General features: G+C 70.6%; 17 protein-coding genes and 1 pseudogene. 13 read left to right on the top strand and 5 right to left on the bottom strand.

Going from position 1 to position 20,364, the window contains the following annotated elements; translation table 11 throughout:
- Positions 1 to 5 precede the first annotated feature (5 nt).
- Positions 6 to 1,151: a beta-eliminating lyase-related protein gene (locus ACFYQ6_RS30720; RefSeq protein ID WP_361585477.1), complete on the bottom strand. Its 1,146-nt coding sequence runs from the start codon at positions 1,149 to 1,151 to the stop codon at positions 6 to 8.
- Positions 1,152 to 1,318: 167 nt separating this feature from the next.
- Between ACFYQ6_RS30720 and ACFYQ6_RS30715 the strand changes: the two genes are divergently transcribed.
- The 10 genes from ACFYQ6_RS30715 to ACFYQ6_RS30670 all read left to right on the top strand — a co-directional run bounded on the left by ACFYQ6_RS30715 (position 1,319) and on the right by ACFYQ6_RS30670 (position 9,577).
- On the top strand, positions 1,319 to 2,293 hold the full coding sequence (locus ACFYQ6_RS30715) for a DUF2520 domain-containing protein (RefSeq protein ID WP_361585474.1): 975 nt from the start codon (positions 1,319 to 1,321) through the stop codon (positions 2,291 to 2,293).
- Positions 2,290 to 3,303 (top strand): pantoate--beta-alanine ligase, encoded by a 1,014-nt coding sequence (gene panC / locus ACFYQ6_RS30710; RefSeq protein ID WP_388766077.1) that lies wholly within the window; start codon positions 2,290 to 2,292, stop codon positions 3,301 to 3,303. The genes ACFYQ6_RS30715 and panC overlap by 4 nt, the downstream gene beginning before the upstream one ends.
- A complete protein-coding gene (locus ACFYQ6_RS30705; protein WP_361585468.1) occupies positions 3,300 to 5,102 on the top strand; it encodes an L-aspartate oxidase in 1,803 nt (600 codons plus the stop codon). Before panC ends, ACFYQ6_RS30705 begins: the two co-directional genes overlap by 4 nt.
- Before the next feature lie 2 nt (positions 5,103 to 5,104).
- Positions 5,105 to 6,151, top strand: coding sequence for a carboxylating nicotinate-nucleotide diphosphorylase (gene nadC, locus ACFYQ6_RS30700; RefSeq protein WP_361585465.1), 1,047 nt, complete (start codon positions 5,105 to 5,107; stop codon positions 6,149 to 6,151).
- Complete coding sequence (locus ACFYQ6_RS30695) at positions 6,151 to 6,948, top strand: type III pantothenate kinase (RefSeq protein WP_361585462.1); 798 nt, start codon at positions 6,151 to 6,153, stop codon at positions 6,946 to 6,948. Before nadC ends, ACFYQ6_RS30695 begins: the two co-directional genes overlap by 1 nt.
- Before the next feature lie 140 nt (positions 6,949 to 7,088).
- Entirely contained in the window at positions 7,089 to 7,685 is a 597-nt protein-coding gene (locus ACFYQ6_RS30690; RefSeq protein WP_361585535.1) for a hypothetical protein, read from the top strand.
- Positions 7,686 to 7,752: 67 nt separating this feature from the next.
- Positions 7,753 to 7,923, top strand: coding sequence for a hypothetical protein (locus ACFYQ6_RS30685; protein ID WP_356744487.1), 171 nt, complete (start codon positions 7,753 to 7,755; stop codon positions 7,921 to 7,923).
- 112 nt (positions 7,924 to 8,035) lie between these two features.
- Positions 8,036 to 8,470: a BlaI/MecI/CopY family transcriptional regulator gene (locus ACFYQ6_RS30680; RefSeq protein WP_361585459.1), complete on the top strand. Its 435-nt coding sequence runs from the start codon at positions 8,036 to 8,038 to the stop codon at positions 8,468 to 8,470.
- Positions 8,471 to 8,479: 9 nt separating this feature from the next.
- A complete protein-coding gene (locus ACFYQ6_RS30675; RefSeq protein WP_361585456.1) occupies positions 8,480 to 9,097 on the top strand; it encodes an amino-acid N-acetyltransferase in 618 nt (205 codons plus the stop codon).
- 144 nt (positions 9,098 to 9,241) lie between these two features.
- Complete coding sequence (locus ACFYQ6_RS30670) at positions 9,242 to 9,577, top strand: Lsr2 family protein (protein WP_073750230.1); 336 nt, start codon at positions 9,242 to 9,244, stop codon at positions 9,575 to 9,577.
- Here the strand turns inward: ACFYQ6_RS30670 and ACFYQ6_RS30665 are convergent.
- A complete protein-coding gene (locus ACFYQ6_RS30665) occupies positions 9,556 to 10,143 on the bottom strand; it encodes an SCO3374 family protein (RefSeq protein ID WP_361585453.1) in 588 nt (195 codons plus the stop codon). The two genes, ACFYQ6_RS30670 and ACFYQ6_RS30665, sit on opposite strands and share 22 nt — an antisense overlap.
- 440 nt (positions 10,144 to 10,583) lie before the next feature.
- On the opposite strand from ACFYQ6_RS30665, the gene ACFYQ6_RS30660 reads away from it, so the two are divergent.
- The gene (locus tag ACFYQ6_RS30660; protein WP_361585450.1) at positions 10,584 to 13,109 is read left to right on the top strand and encodes an ATP-dependent Clp protease ATP-binding subunit; all 2,526 of its coding nucleotides are present in this window, start codon (positions 10,584 to 10,586) and stop codon (positions 13,107 to 13,109) included.
- Between the two features lie 76 nt (positions 13,110 to 13,185).
- Here ACFYQ6_RS30660 and ACFYQ6_RS30655 read toward each other — a convergent pair whose 3' ends face one another.
- Complete coding sequence (locus tag ACFYQ6_RS30655) at positions 13,186 to 16,440, bottom strand: NACHT domain-containing protein (RefSeq protein ID WP_388766072.1); 3,255 nt, start codon at positions 16,438 to 16,440, stop codon at positions 13,186 to 13,188.
- Complete coding sequence (locus tag ACFYQ6_RS30650) at positions 16,437 to 16,796, bottom strand: trypco2 family protein (RefSeq protein ID WP_361585445.1); 360 nt, start codon at positions 16,794 to 16,796, stop codon at positions 16,437 to 16,439. Before ACFYQ6_RS30650 ends, ACFYQ6_RS30655 begins: the two co-directional genes overlap by 4 nt.
- Before the next feature lie 455 nt (positions 16,797 to 17,251).
- Between ACFYQ6_RS30650 and ACFYQ6_RS30645 the strand changes: the two genes are divergently transcribed.
- Positions 17,252 to 17,953 (top strand): M23 family metallopeptidase, encoded by a 702-nt coding sequence (locus ACFYQ6_RS30645; RefSeq protein ID WP_361585442.1) that lies wholly within the window; start codon positions 17,252 to 17,254, stop codon positions 17,951 to 17,953.
- 17 nt (positions 17,954 to 17,970) lie between these two features.
- On the opposite strand, the gene ACFYQ6_RS30640 is transcribed toward ACFYQ6_RS30645, so the two are convergent.
- Complete coding sequence (locus ACFYQ6_RS30640; RefSeq protein WP_361585439.1) at positions 17,971 to 18,555, bottom strand: TetR family transcriptional regulator; 585 nt, start codon at positions 18,553 to 18,555, stop codon at positions 17,971 to 17,973.
- A gap of 145 nt (positions 18,556 to 18,700) precedes the next feature.
- On the opposite strand from ACFYQ6_RS30640, the pseudogene ACFYQ6_RS30635 reads away from it, so the two are divergent.
- Positions 18,701 to 20,263, top strand: a pseudogene (locus ACFYQ6_RS30635) (MDR family MFS transporter); the annotation flags it as partial.
- Positions 20,264 to 20,364: the final 101 nt, after the last annotated feature.

The following is a 20,364-nucleotide window of genomic DNA, read 5'->3' as shown; positions in this document are numbered from 1 at the left end:
GGCGCCTACACCAGCCGCGCCACGAAATCCGCCACCGCGTCCCCGACGTCCCCAACCGTCCACTCCAGCCCCGGTGCCGCGACCGTGACCTCGGTGTACGAGAGCCCGGGCGGCCCGGCCGGAGCCGCGAACCAGCGCCGGAAGAGGGTCACGCCCGTCTCCTCGGCCTGCCGCACCGACGCCTCCTCCAGCACGTCCGCCCCGTACGGCAGCCAGACCTGGAACTGGTGGGTGTGCGGCGGTTCCGGGTGCACCCGGGACCACGGCACGGGGGAGTCGCCGAAGCCCTCCGCCAGAGCGCCGGCGACCACCTTCGCGTGCGCCACGTACGACGGCAGCCTCGGCAGCTCCCGCTCCAGTCCCAGCAGGGCGGAGAGGGCCGCCGGATACTGCTGGAAGACCTGGCCGCCGTACCGGTGGCGCCAGGCCCTGGCCTCCTCGACCAGTGAGTCGGAGCCGGCGAGCACCGCGCCGGAGAGGCCGTCCAGGGACTTGTAGAACGACACGTACACGCTGTCGGCGAGCGCGGCGATCTCCGCGAGGCTCCGCCCGAGGTGCGGCGTGCACTCCCACAGCCGTGCCCCGTCCAGATGCACCACGGCGTCCCGCTCGCGGGCGGCGGCCACGGCTGCCTCCAGCTCCTCCCAGGAGGGCAGCACGAATCCCGCGTCCCGCAGCGGAAGTTCCACCATCAGCGTGCCGAAGGGCTCGGGGAAGTCCCGGATCTCCTCGGCGGTGGCCTGCCGGGGAGCGCTCGTGGGATGCACCGTGCGCAGCCCGCTCACCGAGGTGAGGGCGCCTCGTTCGTGTACTTCGGGGTGGGCGAGCGGGTGCAGCGCCACGGCCGGGCTGCCCGTGCGCCCGGCCCAGCAGCGCAGTGCGACCTGCTGGGCCATCGTCCCGGTCGGGAAGAAGGCCGCGGCCTCCGTCCCCAGCAGGTCCGCCGTGCGCCGCTCGACCTCGGCGACGACGCCGTCGCCGTACACATCCGTCCACTCACCCAGGTCGTGGACCGTGCCGGCGTCGGCGGCCAGCGCGGTCAGCCGCTCTCCCAGGGTGTGGTCCGCCGAGGCCCGCGCCAGCACCTTCTCCGATCGCCGCCATGCGGTCAGCCTGCGGTTCCGCTGCTTCTGCTCATCGGTGACTCCCATGGGACGATCATCACCCGGACCGCCGGCGCAGCCCACCGCGGGTTCCCTCGCCCGCCAGAAGTTATCCACAGGGTGTGGACGGTCGAGAGGTGTGCGGAAACGCTGGCGTAGCATTCAGAGAAATCGTCCGGTACCCCCCGCGGACTGGAACGGAAGGCCGTCGCCGCGTGAACGCATCAGTTTCGAAGGAACCCCTCGACGCGAGGGACCGCCCTGCCCGCCTCACCGTAGGAGTCGTGGGCGCGGGGCGGGTCGGCCCCGCTCTCGCCGCCTCGCTGCAGCTCGCCGGGCACCGCCCGGTGGCGGTCTCCGGCGTCTCCGACGCATCGGTGCGGCGGGCCGCCGCGCTGCTCCCCGACGTACCCCTGGTGACCCCCGCCGAGGTGCTCGCCCGGGCAGAGCTCGTGCTGCTGACCGTGCCCGACGACGCGCTGCCCGGCCTGGTCGAGGGCCTTGCCGAGACCGGCGCCGTGCGGCCCGGCCAGCTGCTCGTGCACACCTCCGGACGTTACGGCGCGAAGGTGCTCGACCCGGCTCTGCGGGCCGGCGCGCTCCCGCTCGCGCTGCATCCGGCGATGACCTTCACCGGCACGTCCGTCGACGTCCAGCGGCTGGCCGGCTGTTCCTTCGGGGTCACCGCCCCTGAGGAGCTCAGGCTCGCAGCCGAGGCGCTCGTCATCGAGATGGGCGGCGAGCCCGAATGGATCGCGGAGGAGTCCCGGCCGCTCTACCACGCGGCGCTCGCCCTCGGTGCGAACCACCTGGTCACCCTCGTCGCGCAGTCCATGGAACTGCTCGGCAAGGCCGGCGTGGGCGCCCCGGACCGGATGCTCGGGCCCCTGCTCGGAGCCGCGCTCGACAACGCCCTGCGCTCCGGCGACGCGGCCCTGACCGGCCCCGTCGCCCGGGGAGACGCCGGTACGGTCTCCGCGCACATACACGAACTGAGGCGGCACGCCCCGCAGACGGTGGCCGGATACCTCGCCATGGCCCGCGCCACGGCCGACCGGGCGCTGGACCACGGTCTGCTCAAGCCGGAGCTCGCGGAGGACCTCCTCGGCGTCCTCTCGGACAGCGATCCCATGAACGGGACGAACGGAACACACGGCCCGGACCAGTCCGGACCGGGGGAGGGCCGATGACCACCGCACCCGCCACCCTGCTGAGCACCGCAGCGGAGCTGGACGCCCTCGGCCGGGCCCCCGGGGCACGCCACGCCGTCGTCATGACGATGGGCGCGCTCCACGAGGGCCACGCCACCCTGATCCGCGCGGCGCGGGCCGCGGCGGGGCCCGACGGCCAGGTCGTGGTCACGGTCTTCGTCAACCCGCTCCAGTTCGGAGAGGCGGCCGACCTCGACCGCTACCCCCGCACCCTGGACGCCGACCTCGCCGTCGCCTCGGAGGCGGGGGCCGACGCGGTCTTCGCGCCGGCCGTCGAGGAGGTCTACCCCGGCGGTGACCCGCAGGTCAGGATCACCTCGGGCCCCATGGGCGAGCGGCTGGAGGGCGCCCACCGCCCCGGGCACTTCGACGGCATGCTCACCGTCGTCGCCAAGCTGCTCCACCTCACCCGGCCGGACGCGGCGTTCTTCGGCCAGAAGGACGCCCAGCAGCTCGCGCTGGTCCGCCGCATGGTGGGTGACCTCAACTTCGGCATCGACATCGTCGCCGTACCGACCGTCCGCGACCCGGACGGGCTCGCCCTCTCCAGCCGCAACCGCTTCCTCTCCGCCGAGGAGCGCCACACCGCGCTGGCCCTGCCCCGCGCCCTGTTCGCGGCCCGTGACCGGCTGGCCGCCCAGCAGGCGCTGCACGCCCGCGCCAGGACGGTCCCGGAGCGTCAGGGCCGGGCCGCCGCCCTCACCCGGCTCGGGGAGGCCCGGGCCGCCGCCGACACCCAGGCGGTGGCGCTGGCCAGGCCGACCGTCGCGCCCGCCGCGGTGCGGGCCGCCGCGCAGGCCGTGCTGGACGAGGCCGCCGAGGCCGCCGTGCCGCTCGTCCTGGACTACGTGGCGCTCGTGGACCCGGCCGACTTCACCGAGATCCCTGACGACCGCGTCACCGGCGAGGCGCTCCTCGCCGTCGCCGCGCGGGTGGGTGCCACCCGGCTGATCGACAACATCCCGCTGACTCTCGGAGCCCTCACGTGACCGGAATACGGCTGACAGCCCCCGCCCCCGGCTGGGCCATCGAAGCGGACGTGGTCGTGGTCGGCTCCGGTGTGGCCGGTCTGACCACCGCGCTGCGCTGTGCCGCGGCCGGTCTCGCGACCGTCGTCGTCACCAAGGCACGCCTCGACGACGGTTCCACCCGCTGGGCGCAGGGCGGCATCGCCGCGGCGCTCGGCGAGGGCGACACCCCCCAGCAGCACCTCGAGGACACCCTGGTCGCCGGGGCCGGGCTGTGCGACGAGACCGCCGTGCGCGCCCTCGTCACGGAGGGCCCCGACGCCGTACGCAGGCTGATCGAGACCGGTGCCCACTTCGACACCACCGACACCGGCGCGATCGCCCTGACCCGCGAGGGCGGCCACCACCGCCGCCGTATCGCGCACGCGGGAGGCGACGCGACAGGCGCCGAGATCTCCCGCGCCCTGGTCGGCGCGGTGCGCTCGGCCGCCCTGCGCACCATCGAGAACGCCCTGGTCCTGGACCTCCTCACGGACGCCGAAGGCCGTACCGAAGGCGTCACCCTGCACGTCATGGGCGAAGGCCAGCACGACGGCGTCGGTGCCGTCCGCGCCCCTGCCGTGGTCCTGGCCACCGGAGGCATGGGCCAGGTCTTCTCCGCCACCACCAACCCGCCGGTCTCCACAGGCGACGGGGTGGCCCTCGCGCTGCGGGCGGGCGCGGAGGTCAGTGACCTGGAATTCGTCCAGTTCCATCCGACCGTCCTGTTTCTGGGCGCCGACTCGGAAGGCCAGCAGCCGCTGGTGTCCGAGGCCGTACGGGGCGAGGGCGCCCATCTCGTCGACGCGTCCGGCACCCGTTTCATGCTCGGCACGCACGAGCTGGCCGAGCTGGCTCCCCGTGACATCGTCGCCAAGGCCATCACCCGCCAGATGCACCTCCAGGGCACCGAGCACATGTATCTCGACGCCCGCCACTTCGGCGCCGAGATGTGGGAGCAGCGCTTCCCGACGATCCTCGCCGCCTGCCGTGCCCACGGCATCGATCCCGTCACCGAGCCGATCCCTGTGGCCCCCGCCGCCCACTACGCCTCGGGCGGCGTGCGCACGGACCTCAGCGGCCGTACGACCGTGCCCGGCCTGTACGCCTGCGGGGAGGTCGCCTGCACGGGCGTGCACGGCGCGAACCGGCTCGCTTCCAACTCCCTGCTGGAGGGCCTGGTCTTCGCCGAGCGCATCGCGGCGGACATCACCGGCGCTCCCGCCGCGGCCGCGAGCGAGGGCGCGCCCCGTGCCGGTTCCGGGCGCATACCCGAGGTGGACGCGGCGGACTCGCGGACCGTCCCGCTGCTCACCGCCGAGTCCCGCACCACGATCCAGCGCATCATGACCAGGGGCGCGGGAGTGATCCGCTCCGGCGCCAGCCTCGCCACCGCGGCGCAGGAGCTGGAAGCGCTCCGGCTGAGCGCCGCCACGGAGGAAGCCGGCTCCAAGGACGCGGTGCCCGGGGTCGAGGCATGGGAGGCCACCAACCTGCTGCTCGTCTCGCGGGTGCTGGTCGCCGCCGCCCGTGAGCGCGAGGAGACCCGTGGCTGCCACTGGCGCGAGGACTTCCCTGACCGCGACGACTCCGGCTGGCTCCGGCACCTCGTCGTGCGCGTCACCCCCGACCGGCAGCCCGTGGTCCGCACGACGGACGGTGCCGTGTTCCCGCCCGTACGTGCCCTGGACCCTCGTGCCGCCGGCCCCGGGGACCCGGCAGACACAGCACCGCCCACCAGCCTCCGCAACCAGCCCGCCGACGCCCCCGAGGAGCCGTAACCGTGAGCACGCCCGAAGAGAATCCGCGCCCCACGCCCGTCGACGTACCGCTGATCCACATCGGCGCACCCGCCGAGTCCGGGGGCGGCTGCGGCGACGGCTGCGGCTGCGGTGACGGCTACGACCCCGACGGCCTGGAGTGCGGGCTGGACCCCGCGCTCGCCCAGCTGCTGTCCGAGGCCGGGCTGGACCCGGTGCAGGTCGAGGACATCGCCCACGTCGCCATCGAGGAGGACCTCGACGGAGGCGAGGACGTCACCACCGTCGCGACCGTCCCGGTGGACGCCGTCGCCACCGGCGACTTCACCGCGCGCGAGGCGGGCGTCGTGGCCGGTCTGCGCGTCGCCGAGGCCGTCCTGTCCATCGTCTGCACCGAGGAGTTCGAGGTCGAGCGGCACGTCGAGGACGGCGACCGCGTCGTGCCCGGGCAGAAGCTGCTGACGGTCACCACCCGCACGCGTGACCTGCTCACCGGTGAGCGCAGCGCGCTCAACCTGCTCTGCCGGCTCTCCGGGATCGCCACGGCGACCCGTGCCTGGGCCGACGTGCTCGAAGGCTCGAAGGCCCAGGTCCGTGACACCCGCAAGACGACCCCGGGGCTGCGCGCCCTGGAGAAGTACGCGGTGCGCTGCGGCGGCGGCGTCAACCACCGGATGTCGCTCGTGGACGCCGCGCTGGTCAAGGACAACCACGTGATCGCCGCCGGAGGAGTCGCCGAGGCGTTCACACGGGTCAGGAAGGCCTACCCGGAGCTGGCGATCGAGGTCGAGGTCGACACCCTGGAGCAGGTACGCGAGGTGCTCGACGCGGGCGCCGACCTGATCCTGCTGGACAACTTCACCCCGTCCGCGACCGCCGAGGCCGTCGCTCTCGTCGGAGGCCGTGCCCTGCTGGAGTCCTCGGGCCGGCTCTCCCTGGACTCCGCCCGCGCCTATGCCGAGGCAGGGGTGGACTACCTGGCCGTCGGCGCGCTCACGCACTCCTCGCCGATCCTCGACATCGGTCTGGACTTCCGCGACGTCACGCCGACCGACGGGGCCGACGCCTGATGCTGCTCACCATCGACGTCGGCAACTCCCACACCGTCCTGGGCCTGTTCGACGGCGAGGAGATCGTCGAGCACTGGCGGATCTCCACCGACTCCCGCCGCACCGCCGACGAGCTCGCCGTGCTGCTCCAGGGCCTGATGGGCATGCACCCCCTGCTCGGCATGGAGCTCGGCGACGGCATCGAGGGCATCGCGATCTGCTCGACGGTCCCCGCCGTGCTGCACGAGCTCCGCGAGGTCACCCGCCGCTACTACGGCGACGTCCCGGCGGTCCTCGTGGAGCCGGGCGTCAAGACGGGTGTGCCCGTCCTGATGGACAACCCGAAGGAGGTCGGCGCGGACCGCATCGTCAACGCGGTCGCCGCCGTCGAGCTCTACGGAGGCCCGGCGATCGTCGTCGACCTCGGCACGGCCACCACTTTCGACGCGGTGTCCGCGCGTGGCGAGTACGCGGGCGGGGTGATCGCGCCCGGTATCGAGATCTCGGTGGAGGCCCTCGGAGCGAAGGGCGCCCAGCTGCGCAAGATCGAGCTGGCCAGGCCGCGCAGCGTGATCGGCAAGAACACCGTCGAGGCCATGCAGTCCGGCATCGTGTACGGCTTCGCCGGCCAGATCGACGGTGTCGTGGAGCGGATGAAGAAGGAGCTCGCGGCCGACCCCGACGAGGTCACGGTCATCGCGACCGGGGGCCTTGCTCCGATGGTGTTGAAGGACTCCTCCGTCATCGACGAGCACGAACCCTGGCTGACGCTCATCGGGCTCCGCCTCGTGTACGAGCGCAACATCGCCCGGATGTAGCGCACGCCTGCGGCCACCTGCGGGAACGGCCCGGCGGCGCGGTGCCCGACGCCGCGCCGCCGAGCGGCCAGTTAAGCGGATTTTGTCCATTTAGCACGTATTGTCGCGCCATGCCCACGCCCTACGGATCACGCGGCGGCATGGCGTTCAGCGCGGACGAGCTCCGGGTGCTCCGACGCGCTCTCGCCAACGCCCTCCACCCCACGCCCCTGCCGGAAGAGGATGTCCAGGACTGCCTGCGGCTCGCGGGTGCGGTGGACGAGGCGGTGAGCGAGGCGGGCCGGCTGCGCGCCTTCCTCCTCGCCGATCTCGCCCGCTACCGCGAAGCGCTCCCCGGCTCGCTCAGTGGCTACCTGGAGCTCCTCCAGGACGCCCTCGCGGCGGGTTACGACCCCCGTCCCGACGACCTCGCGGCCCTGCGCGCCCTGCGCGGCGGGCCGGTCGCCGCGGCCCTCCTGGAGCGCTGCCAGGTGCTCGCCGAGCGCTCGGTGCGGGCGCGCCTCGCCGGGCGCGCGGTCCCCGTGACCGCGCCCGCGCCGCGCGGCAGGCTGCTGGCCCTCGCCGGCGGCATGGCGGCGGCCAAGGAGCCCGAGCGGCCCCCGGCGCCGGCGCGGCCCTCCACCCCGTCCCGGCCGTCCTCCCCCGGCGAGCGTCCGGCGCCGAAACCGTCCGAGGTCTTCCCGCCGCGGCGCAGGCCCGCGCCGGCGACCCCGCCGGAGGAGCGCGCCGTCTCCTGAGGCGCGCCACGCCCGTGAAGGGGTGCCCGGGACCGGCCGGAATGCCGGGCTCGCTACCCTGGACGGCATGGACTACGTATCCGCGCTCGTTCCCCCCGTGGTGATGGCCGTCTTCTTCGTCGGCGTCGTCGTGACGATCATCAAGAGCCAGGGCGGCCCCAACAAGGCCAAGGAGGACGCCGCCGTGGACGCGGCGATCGCCCGCGCCGAAGCCGCCGAGCAGGCCCCGCGAGCCTAGGGTCTTCCGGCCCGGACCAGAGCACGAAGGGCGCACGGCTCCTGTGGAGTCGTGCGCCCTTTTGTCGTCCCAGAAATATCCCATTCCAGACATCTAGCACTAAGGTGATGCTGTGCCTCGCCAATTGGGAGAGCTGGAAGACGCCGTGATGACACGGGTCTGGCAATGGAACCGGCCGGTCACGGTGCGGGAAGTTCTCGAGGACCTTCAACAGGAACGGTCCATCGCGTACACGACCGTCATGACGGTAATGGACAATCTCCATCAGAAGGGCTGGGTACGCCGCGAAGTCGACGGCCGCGCATATCGATATACGGCGGTCTCCACCCGCGCCGCATACTCGGCCGCACTGATGAACGAAGCGTGGTCCCAGAGTGACAACCCGGCCGCCGCGCTGGTCGCCTTCTTCGGCATGATGTCCGCGGAGCAACGCGAGGCTCTCGGTGACGCGATGCGCGTCGTCGCGCCCACCTTCCCCGAACCGTCCGAGAGCGGGCCGGACGACAGGGCCGCAGCCGATGAAGCGCCGCCGGAGAGCGGGCGATAGCGTCGGGGGATGTCCTCAGAGCAGCCACAAACCGAGCACCGTACCGAGTCGCAAACCGGAGCTCGTCCCGGCCCGGAAACGGTGTCGGGCACGGATCTTCATACCGGCCCGTCGGTAAATAGGCCGGCCATCACCGTCCGCCGCGCCAGGACGAGCGATGTGACCGCCGTCCGGACACTCCTTGACGGCTACGTCTCCGAAGGCATCCTGCTCGACAAAGCGACGGTGACGCTTTACGAGGACATCCAGGAGTTCTGGGTCGCCGAACGCGACGAGGACGCCCGTGTCGTCGGCTGCGGCGCACTGCACGTGATGTGGGAAGACCTCGCCGAAGTCCGTACTCTCGCCGTCGATCCCGGCATCAAGGGCGCCGGAGTCGGACACCAGGTGCTGGACAAGCTCTTGCAGACCGCGCGCTGGCTCGGTGTGCGCCGGGTTTTCTGTCTCACCTTCGAAGTCGACTTCTTCGCCGCACACGGCTTCATCGAGATCGGAGAGACCCCGGTCGACGGAGATGTCTACAGTGAGCTGCTGCGTTCCTATGACGAGGGTGTCGCCGAGTTCCTGGGTCTCGAACGAGTGAAGCCGAACACCTTGGGCAACAGCCGGATGCTTCTGCACCTGTGAACGGCGGAAGACGCCGGAACCCTATGTCCGAATCGCGCATGTTTCCCGTGTTCTTGCACTCCTGAACCTCTGCCAGGGGTTTGTGTTTTCCCGGGAAAAGCGGTTTCCTTTCCGCGTACTGCATTTTCGATGAAAGGAAATCCGGTGGCACAGAAGGTTCAGGTCCTTCTTGTTGACGACCTCGACGGTGGCGAGGCGGACGAGACAGTGACGTTCGCTCTGGATGGCAAGACGTACGAGATCGACCTCACGACGACCAACGCGGACAAGCTCCGTGGTCTTCTCGAGCCGTACACCAAGAGTGGCCGTCGCACCGGTGGTCGCGCCGCGACCGGCCGTGGCAAGGGCCGCGCCGTTACGGGTGGCAACAAGGACACCGCGGAGATCCGTAGGTGGGCGCGCGAGAACGGCCACAATGTGAATGACCGTGGTCGAGTTCCGGCCGAGATCCGCGAGGCTTACGAGAAGGCCAACGGCTGACCTGTCGGCCGATGGGCCCGCAGGCGTGTCCGTGCGTGCGTGAGCCTGACCCGGTGGCATTCCGTTGCCGCCGCGTCGACGAGTCGTACGAGATCGGGAGTATCCCCACCCCTGCTCCCGAGGCCGCCGAGGGCCGGGAGCGACAGCTCCACCTCCTGGCGCGTCCCAGGGGGCCGCAGCCAGAACGCGGCCCCCGGCGAGCCCGCCGCTGCCGTGTCGGGCGGCAGCGGAGCCGCGATGTGCCCGCCGTGACCGATGGCGGTGAGGTCGAGCGAGATCCCGCCCCACTCCAGCCAGTCGAGCAGCCCGGGGAGTTCCTCCGCGCTGCCCGCGGCCACCAGCAGCCGCATGCGACCCCCCGCCAGTGCCACCGGGCCGGTGGGTCCGACGCGGCGCAGCGCCGCGTGACCAGCCGCGGCCGGTACGTCCAGCACGTCGAAGCGCAGCCCCGTGAGCAGCCGCACCGGCGAGGTGCCCGTCGTGGCCCAGTCCAGCTCGCGGGCGTACCACTGCGCGCAGCCGTCCGATTCGGGTGACGAGCGGGGAGGCGGGACGAGGGAAGCCATGTCCGATGAACCCCCGAACCGGCCCCGGGGTTACGCACCGCGCATGATCGATTCCTCTGCGTCCCTACCACGGGGGAGTGCGGGAGCATCCAGCGGCGCGAAGTTGTTCGCCCGTAGCGGAGGAAACGGGGGTGCGCCGCATGGACTGTCAGTGGGTGCGGGTAAGACATCCCTAGTGGGAAGGGGCGACACGCGGGCAAAAACGTCTCACGTTCGCCATCGGCGTACTGGCGAAAGGGCTATCTGCCTGGCCTGCGGGAACATCGTCTCGCACCATCGGGTTGGAGCAGTTGTCGGCGTTCGGGGCGGGAGAACCCCCGGGAAGCAGGGCCGGGTGTCGGCAGTTGAAATGAGCGGTCCCCGCTTGCGGGACTAAGCTGCGGAAGGACAGGGAGGGGACCGACCCCTTACTGCCTGACCGCTCTGAGGAGCGATTAACGATGTTCGAGAGGTTCACCGACCGCGCGCGGCGGGTTGTCGTCCTGGCTCAGGAAGAAGCCCGGATGCTCAACCACAACTACATCGGCACCGAGCACATCCTCCTGGGCCTGATCCACGAGGGTGAGGGTGTCGCCGCTAAGGCCCTGGAGAGCCTCGGGATTTCGCTCGAGGCGGTCCGCCAGCAGGTGGAGGAGATCATCGGTCAGGGCCAGCAGGCCCCGTCCGGGCACATCCCCTTCACCCCCCGGGCCAAGAAGGTCCTGGAGCTGTCGCTCCGCGAGGCCCTTCAGCTCGGCCACAACTACATCGGTACGGAGCACATCCTGCTCGGCCTCATCCGCGAGGGCGAGGGCGTCGCGGCCCAGGTCCTCGTGAAGCTGGGCGCCGACCTGAACCGGGTGCGGCAGCAGGTCATCCAGCTGCTCTCCGGGTACTCGGGAGGCAAGGAGGCGGCCACCGCCGGCGGCCCCGCGGAGGGTACGCCCTCCACGTCCCTGGTCCTGGACCAGTTCGGCCGCAATCTCACCCAGGCCGCTCGCGAATCCAAGCTCGACCCGGTCATCGGGCGCGAGAAGGAGATCGAGCGGGTCATGCAGGTGCTCTCCCGCCGTACGAAGAACAACCCGGTGCTCATCGGCGAGCCCGGCGTCGGCAAGACGGCGGTCGTCGAGGGCCTGGCACAGGCCATCGTCAAGGGCGAGGTGCCCGAGACCCTCAAGGACAAGCACCTCTACACCCTGGACCTCGGCGCCCTGGTGGCGGGTTCCCGCTACCGAGGTGACTTCGAGGAGCGCCTGAAGAAGGTCCTGAAGGAGATCCGCACCCGCGGCGACATCATCCTGTTCATCGACGAGCTCCACACCCTCGTGGGTGCGGGCGCCGCCGAGGGCGCGATCGACGCGGCGAGCATCCTCAAGCCCATGCTGGCGCGAGGCGAACTCCAGACCATCGGTGCCACGACGCTCGACGAGTACCGCAAGCACCTGGAGAAGGACGCCGCGCTCGAGCGCCGCTTCCAGCCCATCCAGGTCGCGGAGCCGTCGCTGCCGCACACCATCGAGATCCTCAAGGGTCTGCGCGACCGTTACGAGGCCCACCACAGGGTCTCGATCACGGACGAGGCGCTGGTCCAGGCCGCGACCCTGGCCGACCGCTACATCTCGGACCGCTTCCTGCCGGACAAGGCGATCGACCTGATCGACGAGGCCGGCTCCCGGATGCGCATCCGCCGGATGACCGCGCCGCCGGACCTCCGCGAGTTCGACGAGAAGATCGCGGGCGTCCGCCGCGACAAGGAGTCGGCCATCGACTCCCAGGACTTCGAGAAGGCAGCTTCGCTCCGCGACAAGGAGAAGCAGCTGCTGGCGGCGAAGGCCAAGCGGGAGAAGGAGTGGAAGGCCGGCGACATGGACGTCGTCGCCGAGGTCGACGGCGAGCTCATCGCCGAGGTCCTGGCCACCGCCACCGGCATCCCGGTCTTCAAGCTGACCGAGGAGGAGTCCTCGCGTCTGCTGCGCATGGAGGACGAGCTCCACAAGCGCGTCATCGGGCAGAAGGACGCCATCAAGGCCCTTTCGCAGGCGATCCGCCGTACGCGAGCCGGCCTGAAGGACCCGAAGCGCCCCGGTGGCTCGTTCATCTTCGCCGGCCCGTCCGGTGTCGGTAAGACGGAGCTCTCCAAGACGCTCGCCGAATTCCTCTTCGGCGACGAGGACGCGCTGATCTCCCTCGACATGTCGGAGTTCAGCGAGAAGCACACGGTTTCCCGCCTCTTCGGTTCGCCCCCCGGTTACGTGGGTTACGAGGAGGGTGGCCAGCTCACCGAGAAGGTGCGCCGCAAGCCGTTCTCCGTCGTCCTCTTCGACGAGGTCGAGAAGGCCCACCCCGATATCTTCAATTCCCTGCTCCAGATTCTGGAAGACGGTCGTCTGACCGACTCCCAGGGCCGGGTGGTGGACTTCAAGAACACGGTCATCATCATGACGACCAACCTCGGGACCCGGGACATCTCGAAGGGCTTCAACCTGGGCTTCGCCGCCCAGGGCGACGTCAAGACGAACTACGAGCGGATGAAGGTCAAGGTCAACGAAGAGCTCAAGCAGCACTTCAGGCCCGAGTTCCTCAACCGTGTCGACGACACGGTCGTCTTCCACCAGCTGACCGAGGAAGACATCATCCAGATCGTCGACCTGATGGTCGCCAAGGTGGATGAGCGCCTCAAGGACCGCGACATGGGCATCGAGCTCAGTGCCGAGGCCAAGTCGCTGCTGGCGAAGAAGGGCTACGACCCCGTGATGGGCGCCCGGCCGCTGCGCCGGACGATCCAGCGCGAGATCGAGGACATCCTCTCGGAGAAGATCCTCTTCGGTGAGCTGCGTCCCGGTCACATCGTGGTCGTGGACACCGAGGGCGAAGGGGACGAGAAGAAGTTCTCGTTCCGGGGCGAGGAGAAGTCGGCACTGCCCGACGTCCCGCCGATCGAGCAGGCAGCGGGCGGCGGCCCGAACCTGTCGAAGGAAGCGTAGGGCGCGCGTAGCGCCTGAGCGTCGAAGGGGCTGCCCCGGACCGGTTTCGGTCCGGGGCAGCCCCTTTCCGGTGCGCTCAGCAGACGTCGATGTGGAGCCGGCTTCCCAGGCCCTCGCCCCCCACCGGCGTGGCACCGTAGCCCGCGTCCACCGTCACCTGGAGTCCGGGCCAGGAGTGCAGCGGCGTGAGATCCAGCGCCGAGGGCCGGGCGGAAGCGACGAAGGTGAGACGGGCGAGCGAGGGGAAGAGGCGCCTCAGGGTCCCCACGCCCTCGCCCGGCGGCGGAGCCTGTACGGTCAGGTCCGCGACAGAGGGCACCGGCGCGGCGGAGCTACTCGTGCCGGGCCAGGGGAAGGCACGCCACCTGAGTGTGCTGATCCGGGGCGCGGAGCGCAGCGCGTCGAGTGCGGACTCGAACGCGGCCACCTCCGAGATCTCCAGTGTGTGGAGTGAGGTCCACGGAGCCAGGCCGTCGAGGAGTAACGGATGCTCGCACGAGACCGCCAGGCTGGTGACCGCGGGAAGGGACGGTAGAACACCCAGCCGGTCCACGGCGAGGTTGTTCAGGCGCAGGACCTGGAGCCCCGGCAGCTGGGCGAGCGGGGCGAGGAGCCCGGGCGCCAGGTGCCGCATGTCCAGCTCCAGGATCCTCAGCGCAGACAGCTCCGTGAGGGGAGTCAGATCCCGCAGGGCGGGGCACCCGGCGATCGTCAGGTACCGCAGGGATCCGGCAGAACCGCTCAGCCAGGACAGACGCTCGATCTCCGCGTTCCTCCGCACGAAGAGGGTCTTGAGATCTCTGCCCTCCATCATGGCGCCCAGTTCCTCCTCAGGGGCGTCGACGACCAGGGCCAGGGTGGTCATGGACGGTACGTGGCGAAGACCGCGTAACTGCTCCCTGCGGGTCACCGTGACCAGTACCCGCGCGAGATCGCAGTGCGCCAGCACGTCCTGTGCGTACTGCTCGGCGGGGAAATGGCCCCAGGCCCTCGCGAAGGACCAGCTCCGCTCGGGGTACCGGAGGACCCATGCCCGGGCGTACGGAATCGCCTCGCGGCCCCCGATGGCACGGATCAGTTCCTCGACCGGAACGGTGGCGGGGCGGTCGGACGCCATGTTCTGCGGCGGGGGAAGGTGCGCCAGGGCCGTTGCGCCGAGGCGTGCGAGTGCGGTCGCGTCCTCCCCGTTGTCCGGGGGGAACAACGCGGCGGTGCTCCGCCTCACCCGTTCCCGCACCGCCTGGTCGAGCCAGCTGGCGTGCTGCTCGCACAGGGCTGCGAGGATGTGGATGTCCCTGCGTGCCCGCGAGCCCTCCTGCAAGGCCAGTCCCGCGTCCAGCAGCCCCTCCACCAGCAGGGGGAGCTCCCTGCGCCCGCAGTGGCCGGCCGAGAGCAGGATGACGTCCTGCCACTGCTCCTCGCCGGCGTGGCCGAGCAGTTCACCGAGGTGGTCGTCCTCGATGAGCTCCTTCGCGGCGAGGAAGTCCTGGAAGGTGCGGTGGGCGAACTGGTACGTCTCGTCCGTGTGCTCCTGGAGCAGGCCGCTGCGGTTCAGGAGGTGGGTCAGGATCTGGTCGGCCGTGCCCTGGGCGCTGACCCGGCCCATCCCCGGCAGGGCGCGGGCCAGCTGCCGCAGCGCCTGTTCGCGGGTGAACTCCGACTGGCCCTCGCGCACCAGCCACACCGCGATGCGCTGGAGGAGCTGGGTGTGCTCCTCGACGTCCATGACGATGCCTTCGGGGCGCTCGATCCGGCGCCGCCGGTCGCGGTGGCCCAGCAGCATCTCCAGCGCCGAGCGGTACAGCTTCCAGCGCGTCTCCGGCAGGAAGCCCTCGCGGCGGCGGTGCAGGGCGCAGATCACCGCGCACAGCAGCGGGGTGCGGCCCAGGTCCCGGAGGATGGAGTTCTGCGCGAACTGCCGGGAGAGATCGCGTTCCAGTTCGTTCAGCCTCTCCAGGTCCTCGTCGTCCTCGGACAGCCGCGCCGCCCTGTGCCAGGACCTCACGAAGGACTGGATGTCCTCGTTCCGCATCGGCAGCAGCCGCAGCTCCTCGAAGCCCTCGGAGTCCAGCCAGCCCGGTTCCACGGCCAGAGGGCGGACCGTGGCGACGCAGCGGGTGTCCGGGTAGCGCAGCAGGAGCTGGGAGAGCCACGCGTGTGCCTGCTCCCGTTCCTCGGGGGGAACCTCGTCCAGGCCGTCGACCAGCAGGAGTGCCCGGCCGGACTCCAGCACCCGGCCCGCCCAGCCGTCCGGGGCCCGGTCGATCACCAGTCCCGCTGCCCCGGACAGCTCCGCCGGTCCGGGGAAGGTGCTGCCCCGGGCCCGGAGTGTCCGCAGCGGGACGACGAAGGGGATCAGGCCGTTGAGCGGCGCCAGGGCGTCACTCAGGGTGCGTGCCGACGTATGGGCGGCCAGCCACCACAGGAGCGTGGTCTTTCCCGCGCCCGCGTCGCCCCGGAGCAGGACCCGGGGGCGGTCGGTGAGAAGCGCGTCGACCCGCTGGGGGCCCGTGGACGGGAGCGTGAGGGACTGGGGCTGGGACTGCGCCTCCAGGCTCAGGTAGGCCGTGTCCAGGTCCCACTGCGAGTCGTGCCGTCCCAGCTCGTCCAGACCGAAGATCTTCGTACGCCGGTAGGCGGCGCCGACGGAGGCCGCGTACCCCTCCTCGTACCGCAGGTCCTCGGGGAAGTGGCCCCGGACGCTCTCGTACTGGAGGCGGGGGCCGGTCTGCTCGTAGACGAGCCGGAACGGGCTCGCGCTCAGCACCGGGCCGAGGGGGACGCATTCGACCCGTCTGCCGCCGCGCTGCCGTGGCACCTGACGGGCGATGCCGAGCAGTACGTCCCCCGCGAACACCGGGCCGCCGGAGAGGCCTGCGAGCACGGAGGGCTCCTCCTCGGGCCGTACGGACGGCGGCTGGTCGAGGTCGCAGACCAGCAGCCTGCGCAGCCGGCCCGCCATGGGCAGGACGGTCGCGGTGTACTGATCGGCTTCCACGCGCTTCTCGGCGCCGTACCGCTGGATGCGCGGGAACCCGGTGATCTCGCAGCCGTGGATGGCTTGACGGGTGTCCACCAGGCCGAGCCGCACGGGCCCCGCCTCGATCACCGGCACCTCGGTCTGGAGCAGGGCCGCGTCGAGGTCGTGGTCGATCCAGGCGACGGACGCCGCGATCCGTGAGCCGAGGGCGGGATGGGCGAGGTAGCAGCGGCTGCCGCTCTTGACCACATGGGCGCAGGTCAGGACCAGCCGGCCGGTGAGCAGGACCCCGCTGCCCTGGAGGGCGCCGGAGACCACCACCGTGCGGTCGGCGGGCTGGAGGAGGCTCACCGGGTGGCCGTCGTGACGTCACCGAAGTGGTCGGTGCTTCCCGCCTCCTCGTCGCCGATCTCCCAGGCCGCCCCGGTCACGGCGTTGCGCGGGGTGAGGGTGAAGCCGACCTTGTGCGTGGTGCCGGTGGAACGGGACGTGTCTGCGCCCGCCTCGACGACCCATGCCTTCACCTTGCCCCCGGCCTTGTTCTCGCGGCGGAGTTCGAGGGTGAACTCCATCTGGATGTCGCCGACGGAGAAGGCGACGGGTGTGCCGGTGGCGCGGGTCGCCGCGTCGACGAGCTGGTTGCGGATCGACTCCACGGCGTCGGCGAGCTCGATGCCGTCCAGGCCATGGGCGGTGTCGTCGGTCATCTGTTCCCCCCGGGGTGCTGTGCAGGTGCCGGACAGCGTAGTCAGGCCGCAGGGCCGAAGGTCCCGAAACGGACAGGCTTCGGGCCCACCGGCGGTGACAAGGCGCACAGGCCTTTCGAGGCCTACTAGGCGCGGTAGGAGAAACGGCGCAGACCGGCGGAGGGACTTTCGGCCCGCCTCGGCCGAGGCTTTTGGCGTTTGGGTCGGTATGCCCGTATTGCTGCCCTGTGTCCGGGAAGGATGCCTTTGGAGCTGGGCTTAAACCCGCTCGCCGGAAAATATCGGGGAAGATCGTCCGCCGCCTCGGGGTGGGTGGCCGGAGTGAATTCCCGCCCCCTCCACTACGGCTTTTGTTCGTAGATGGGGGGTTTGAGTGTTGCTGGGGGTGCGGGTTACCAAGGTGGAGCAAGCCCGGTCCGAGCATCGGGTCCAGTCACCCCGGAGGTTCTCACCGCATGTCGAAGCGCGTTACGTTCCAGCACTCCCGCCGCCCGTCCATGCCCCGCGTCAGTGGCGTCGTCGTGGCCGCCGGCCTGGGTGCGTCGATGGTGTTCGGTGCGGGCGCGGCGTTCGCGTCCGGCACTACGGACACCGCCGCCCTCGCCGGTACGACCACCGCGGGCTCCGTCGCCCAGCAGGCGACCGCCCAGGGCAAGGCCGCCGAGAAGGCGAAGGCGGACAAGGCCGAGGCCAAGAAGAAGGCCGCTGCCAAGAAGAAGGCCGCGGCGAAGAAGAAGGCCGCCTGGGAGGCCCCGGTCAGCAAGTACGTGCTGAGTGCCACCTACGGGACCGGCGGCGACCGCTGGGCCAGCAAGCACTCCGGCCAGGACTTCGCGGTGCCGATCGGCACCAAGGTCGAGGCCGCGCACACGGGCCGGGTCGTCAAGGCCGGCCCGAACGGCGGCGGCGACGGTCCCGCGTACGGCAACGCCATCGTGATCAAGCACGCCAACGGCAAGTACTCGCAGTACGCGCACCTGTCGAAGATCGACGTGAAGATCGGCGACCGTGTGAACACGGGCGAGAAGATCGGCCTGTCCGGCAACACCGGCAACTCCAGCGGCCCGCACCTGCACTTCGAGATCCGGACCACCCCGAACTACGGCTCGGCGATCAACCCGGTCTCCTACCTGAACTCCGTGCACGTCCACATCTGACGGACACCGTCAGGCCGCTAAGCGGCGGGCCCATGACCGTGGGCCTTGGTGACCAGCTCGATGGCGACCTCGAGAGCGGCCTTGCGCTTCTCCTCGGGGTCGCCTTCGGCGTCCCTGAGGGCCATCATCCCGGCGTGCATCGTGAAGAGCGCGCTGAAGCACCGCACCTGGTCGGTGAGTGCGGCGTCGGGGTCCTTGATCAGGTCGACCAGCGAGATGACCCGGTGCTTGATGGTGTGGCCGATGCTCAGCTCGCGCACCGTCGCCTGGTTCTCCTGCATGAAGACGAAGAGCGGCGTGGCGGCCTTGAGCGCCTCGCTGTAGCGGATCAGGATCTGCTTCTTCGTCTCCAAGGTGCGGGGCTGCCCCTTGCCCCACTCCAGGAGTTCCTCGATCGGCCGGTTCAGGTCCTCGAAGATGCTGGTGAGGATGTCTTCCTTGGTCTTGAAGTGGTAGTACAGCGCCGCCTTGGTCACCCCGAGCCGCTCCGCGATCTCGCGGAGCGAGGTCTTCTCGTACCCCTGCTCGGCGAAGAGGTCCAGGGCGACGTCCTGAATGCGCTGGCGCGTGTTGCCCCGGCGCTGCTGCGGCGTGCTGCCCATGCGACTCTCCCAAGAACTTACTTGACGCCCGGCTAGTTACGGGTCTACCTTCCCTCAGTGTAGTCAACTAGCCGGGCGGCAAGTAAGGGCTCCGGCACAGTGGCAGACCAGGTGTTTCAGGGGATCAGGGGTCAGGGGAGACGACATGGCGGAACTCGAGAAGGCGGCGGAGACACCGGCCGAACCAGCGGCACGCAGCGTCAGGGTGGTCGTTCTCGCCCTGATGATCACGATGCTGCTGGCCATGCTCGACAATCTGATCGTCGGCACCGCGATGCCGACCATCGTCGGCGACCTGGGCGGACTGGAGCATCTTTCCTGGGTGGTGACGGCCTACACCCTGGCCACCGCGGCCTCCACCCCGATCTGGGGCAAGCTCGGCGACCTCTACGGGCGCAAGGGCGTGTTCCTCACGTCCATCGTGATCTTCCTGATCGGCTCGGTGCTGAGCGGTATGGCCCAGGACATGGGCCAGCTGATCGGTTTCCGCGCGGTCCAGGGACTCGGCGCGGGCGGCCTGATGGTCGGAGTCATGGCGATCCTCGGTGACCTGGTTCCGCCCCGGGAGCGCGGCAAGTACCAGGGCATGATGGCCGGCGTGATGGCGATCGCCATGATCGGCGGACCGCTGGTCGGCGGGACCATCACCGACCACCTGGGCTGGCGCTGGAGCTTCTACATCAACATCCCGCTGGGCGCCGTCGCGCTGGCCATGGTCACCGCTGTCCTGCACCTTCCCCGCAAGGAGCGGTCGACGGCCCGGATCGACTACCTGGGCGCCGCACTCCTCACGGTGGGCATCACCGCGATCGTGCTGGTCACCACCTGGGGCGGTACGGAGTACGCCTGGAGCTCGGCCGTGATCATGGAGCTGATCGCGCTCGGCGTGGCCTCCCTCGTCGGGTTCGTCTTCGTCGAGACGAAGGCCGCCGAACCGATCATGCCGCTGCACATCTTCCGGAGCCGCAACTTCACCCTCATGTCGGTGGTCGGCTTCATGGTGGGCTTCGTGATGTTCGGAGCGGTGCTCTTCCTCCCGCTCTACCAGCAGTCGGTCCAGGGAGCCTCCGCGACCAACTCCGGGCTGCTCCTCCTGCCGCTGCTGCTCTCGATGATGGTCGTCTCGCTGATCGCGGGCCGGATCACCACAAGCACCGGCAAGTACAAGATCTTCCCGATCCTCGGCAGCGTCCTGATGGTCGCCGGTCTCTTCCTGCTCGCCACCATGGACACCGGCACCTCGCGCTTCACCTCCGGTGTCCACATGGCGGTGCTCGGCGCGGGCATGGGCTTCCTGATGCAGATCACGATGCTCGTCGCGCAGAACAGTGTCGAGCTCAAGGACATGGGCGTCGCCTCCTCCGCCACCACCCTCTTCCGCACGCTCGGCAGCTCCTTCGGAGTCGCGATCATGGGCGCCCTCTTCACCGGGCGGGTGCAGGACGAGATGGCGGCCCGCGGCGGTGGCGCGGTGACGGAGCGGTCCGCGCAGCTGGACGCCGCGAGCCTGGCGAAGCTCCCGGACGCGGCCCGCGAGGCGTACGAGCACGCCGTCGCCTCCGGTACGCACATCGCCTTCCTGGTCGGTGGCTCCGTCGCGGTGATCGCCCTGCTGGCGGCGCTGTTCGTCAAGGAGGTACCGCTGCGGGGCGCCGCGAAGCCGGAGGCGCCGGCCGCGGACTCCGGCGACGCCACGCCCTCCGCCGACGTCACCGACTCCGCGCACTCCGCCGGCGTGACCGACTCCGCGCAGGTCACCGACTCCACCGCCTCACCCGCGGCCAAGGCGTCGCAGAACGCCTGAGCAGC

Source organism: Streptomyces sp. NPDC005494 (assembly GCF_042872025.1).
In the GTDB taxonomy this organism is placed as follows: Bacteria; Actinomycetota; Actinomycetes; order Streptomycetales; family Streptomycetaceae; genus Streptomyces.
Note: the sequence above shows the minus strand (reverse complement) of the source record. Positions and strands in the feature narration are given on the sequence as shown.

Coding starts and splice junctions, on each gene's coding strand:
- ACFYQ6_RS30640 (WP_361585439.1), bottom strand. CDS start 18,555: ATGGGCAGCACGCCGCAGCAGCGCCGGGGCAACACGCGCCAGCGCATT.
- panC (WP_388766077.1), top strand. CDS start 2,290: ATGACCACCGCACCCGCCACCCTGCTGAGCACCGCAGCGGAGCTGGAC.
- ACFYQ6_RS30665 (WP_361585453.1), bottom strand. CDS start 10,143: ATGGCTTCCCTCGTCCCGCCTCCCCGCTCGTCACCCGAATCGGACGGC.
- ACFYQ6_RS30720 (WP_361585477.1), bottom strand. CDS start 1,151: ATGGGAGTCACCGATGAGCAGAAGCAGCGGAACCGCAGGCTGACCGCA.
- ACFYQ6_RS30690 (WP_361585535.1), top strand. CDS start 7,089: ATGGCGTTCAGCGCGGACGAGCTCCGGGTGCTCCGACGCGCTCTCGCC.
- ACFYQ6_RS30695 (WP_361585462.1), top strand. CDS start 6,151: ATGCTGCTCACCATCGACGTCGGCAACTCCCACACCGTCCTGGGCCTG.
- ACFYQ6_RS30685 (WP_356744487.1), top strand. CDS start 7,753: ATGGACTACGTATCCGCGCTCGTTCCCCCCGTGGTGATGGCCGTCTTC.
- ACFYQ6_RS30645 (WP_361585442.1), top strand. CDS start 17,252: ATGTCGAAGCGCGTTACGTTCCAGCACTCCCGCCGCCCGTCCATGCCC.
- ACFYQ6_RS30660 (WP_361585450.1), top strand. CDS start 10,584: ATGTTCGAGAGGTTCACCGACCGCGCGCGGCGGGTTGTCGTCCTGGCT.
- ACFYQ6_RS30675 (WP_361585456.1), top strand. CDS start 8,480: ATGTCCTCAGAGCAGCCACAAACCGAGCACCGTACCGAGTCGCAAACC.
- ACFYQ6_RS30650 (WP_361585445.1), bottom strand. CDS start 16,796: ATGACCGACGACACCGCCCATGGCCTGGACGGCATCGAGCTCGCCGAC.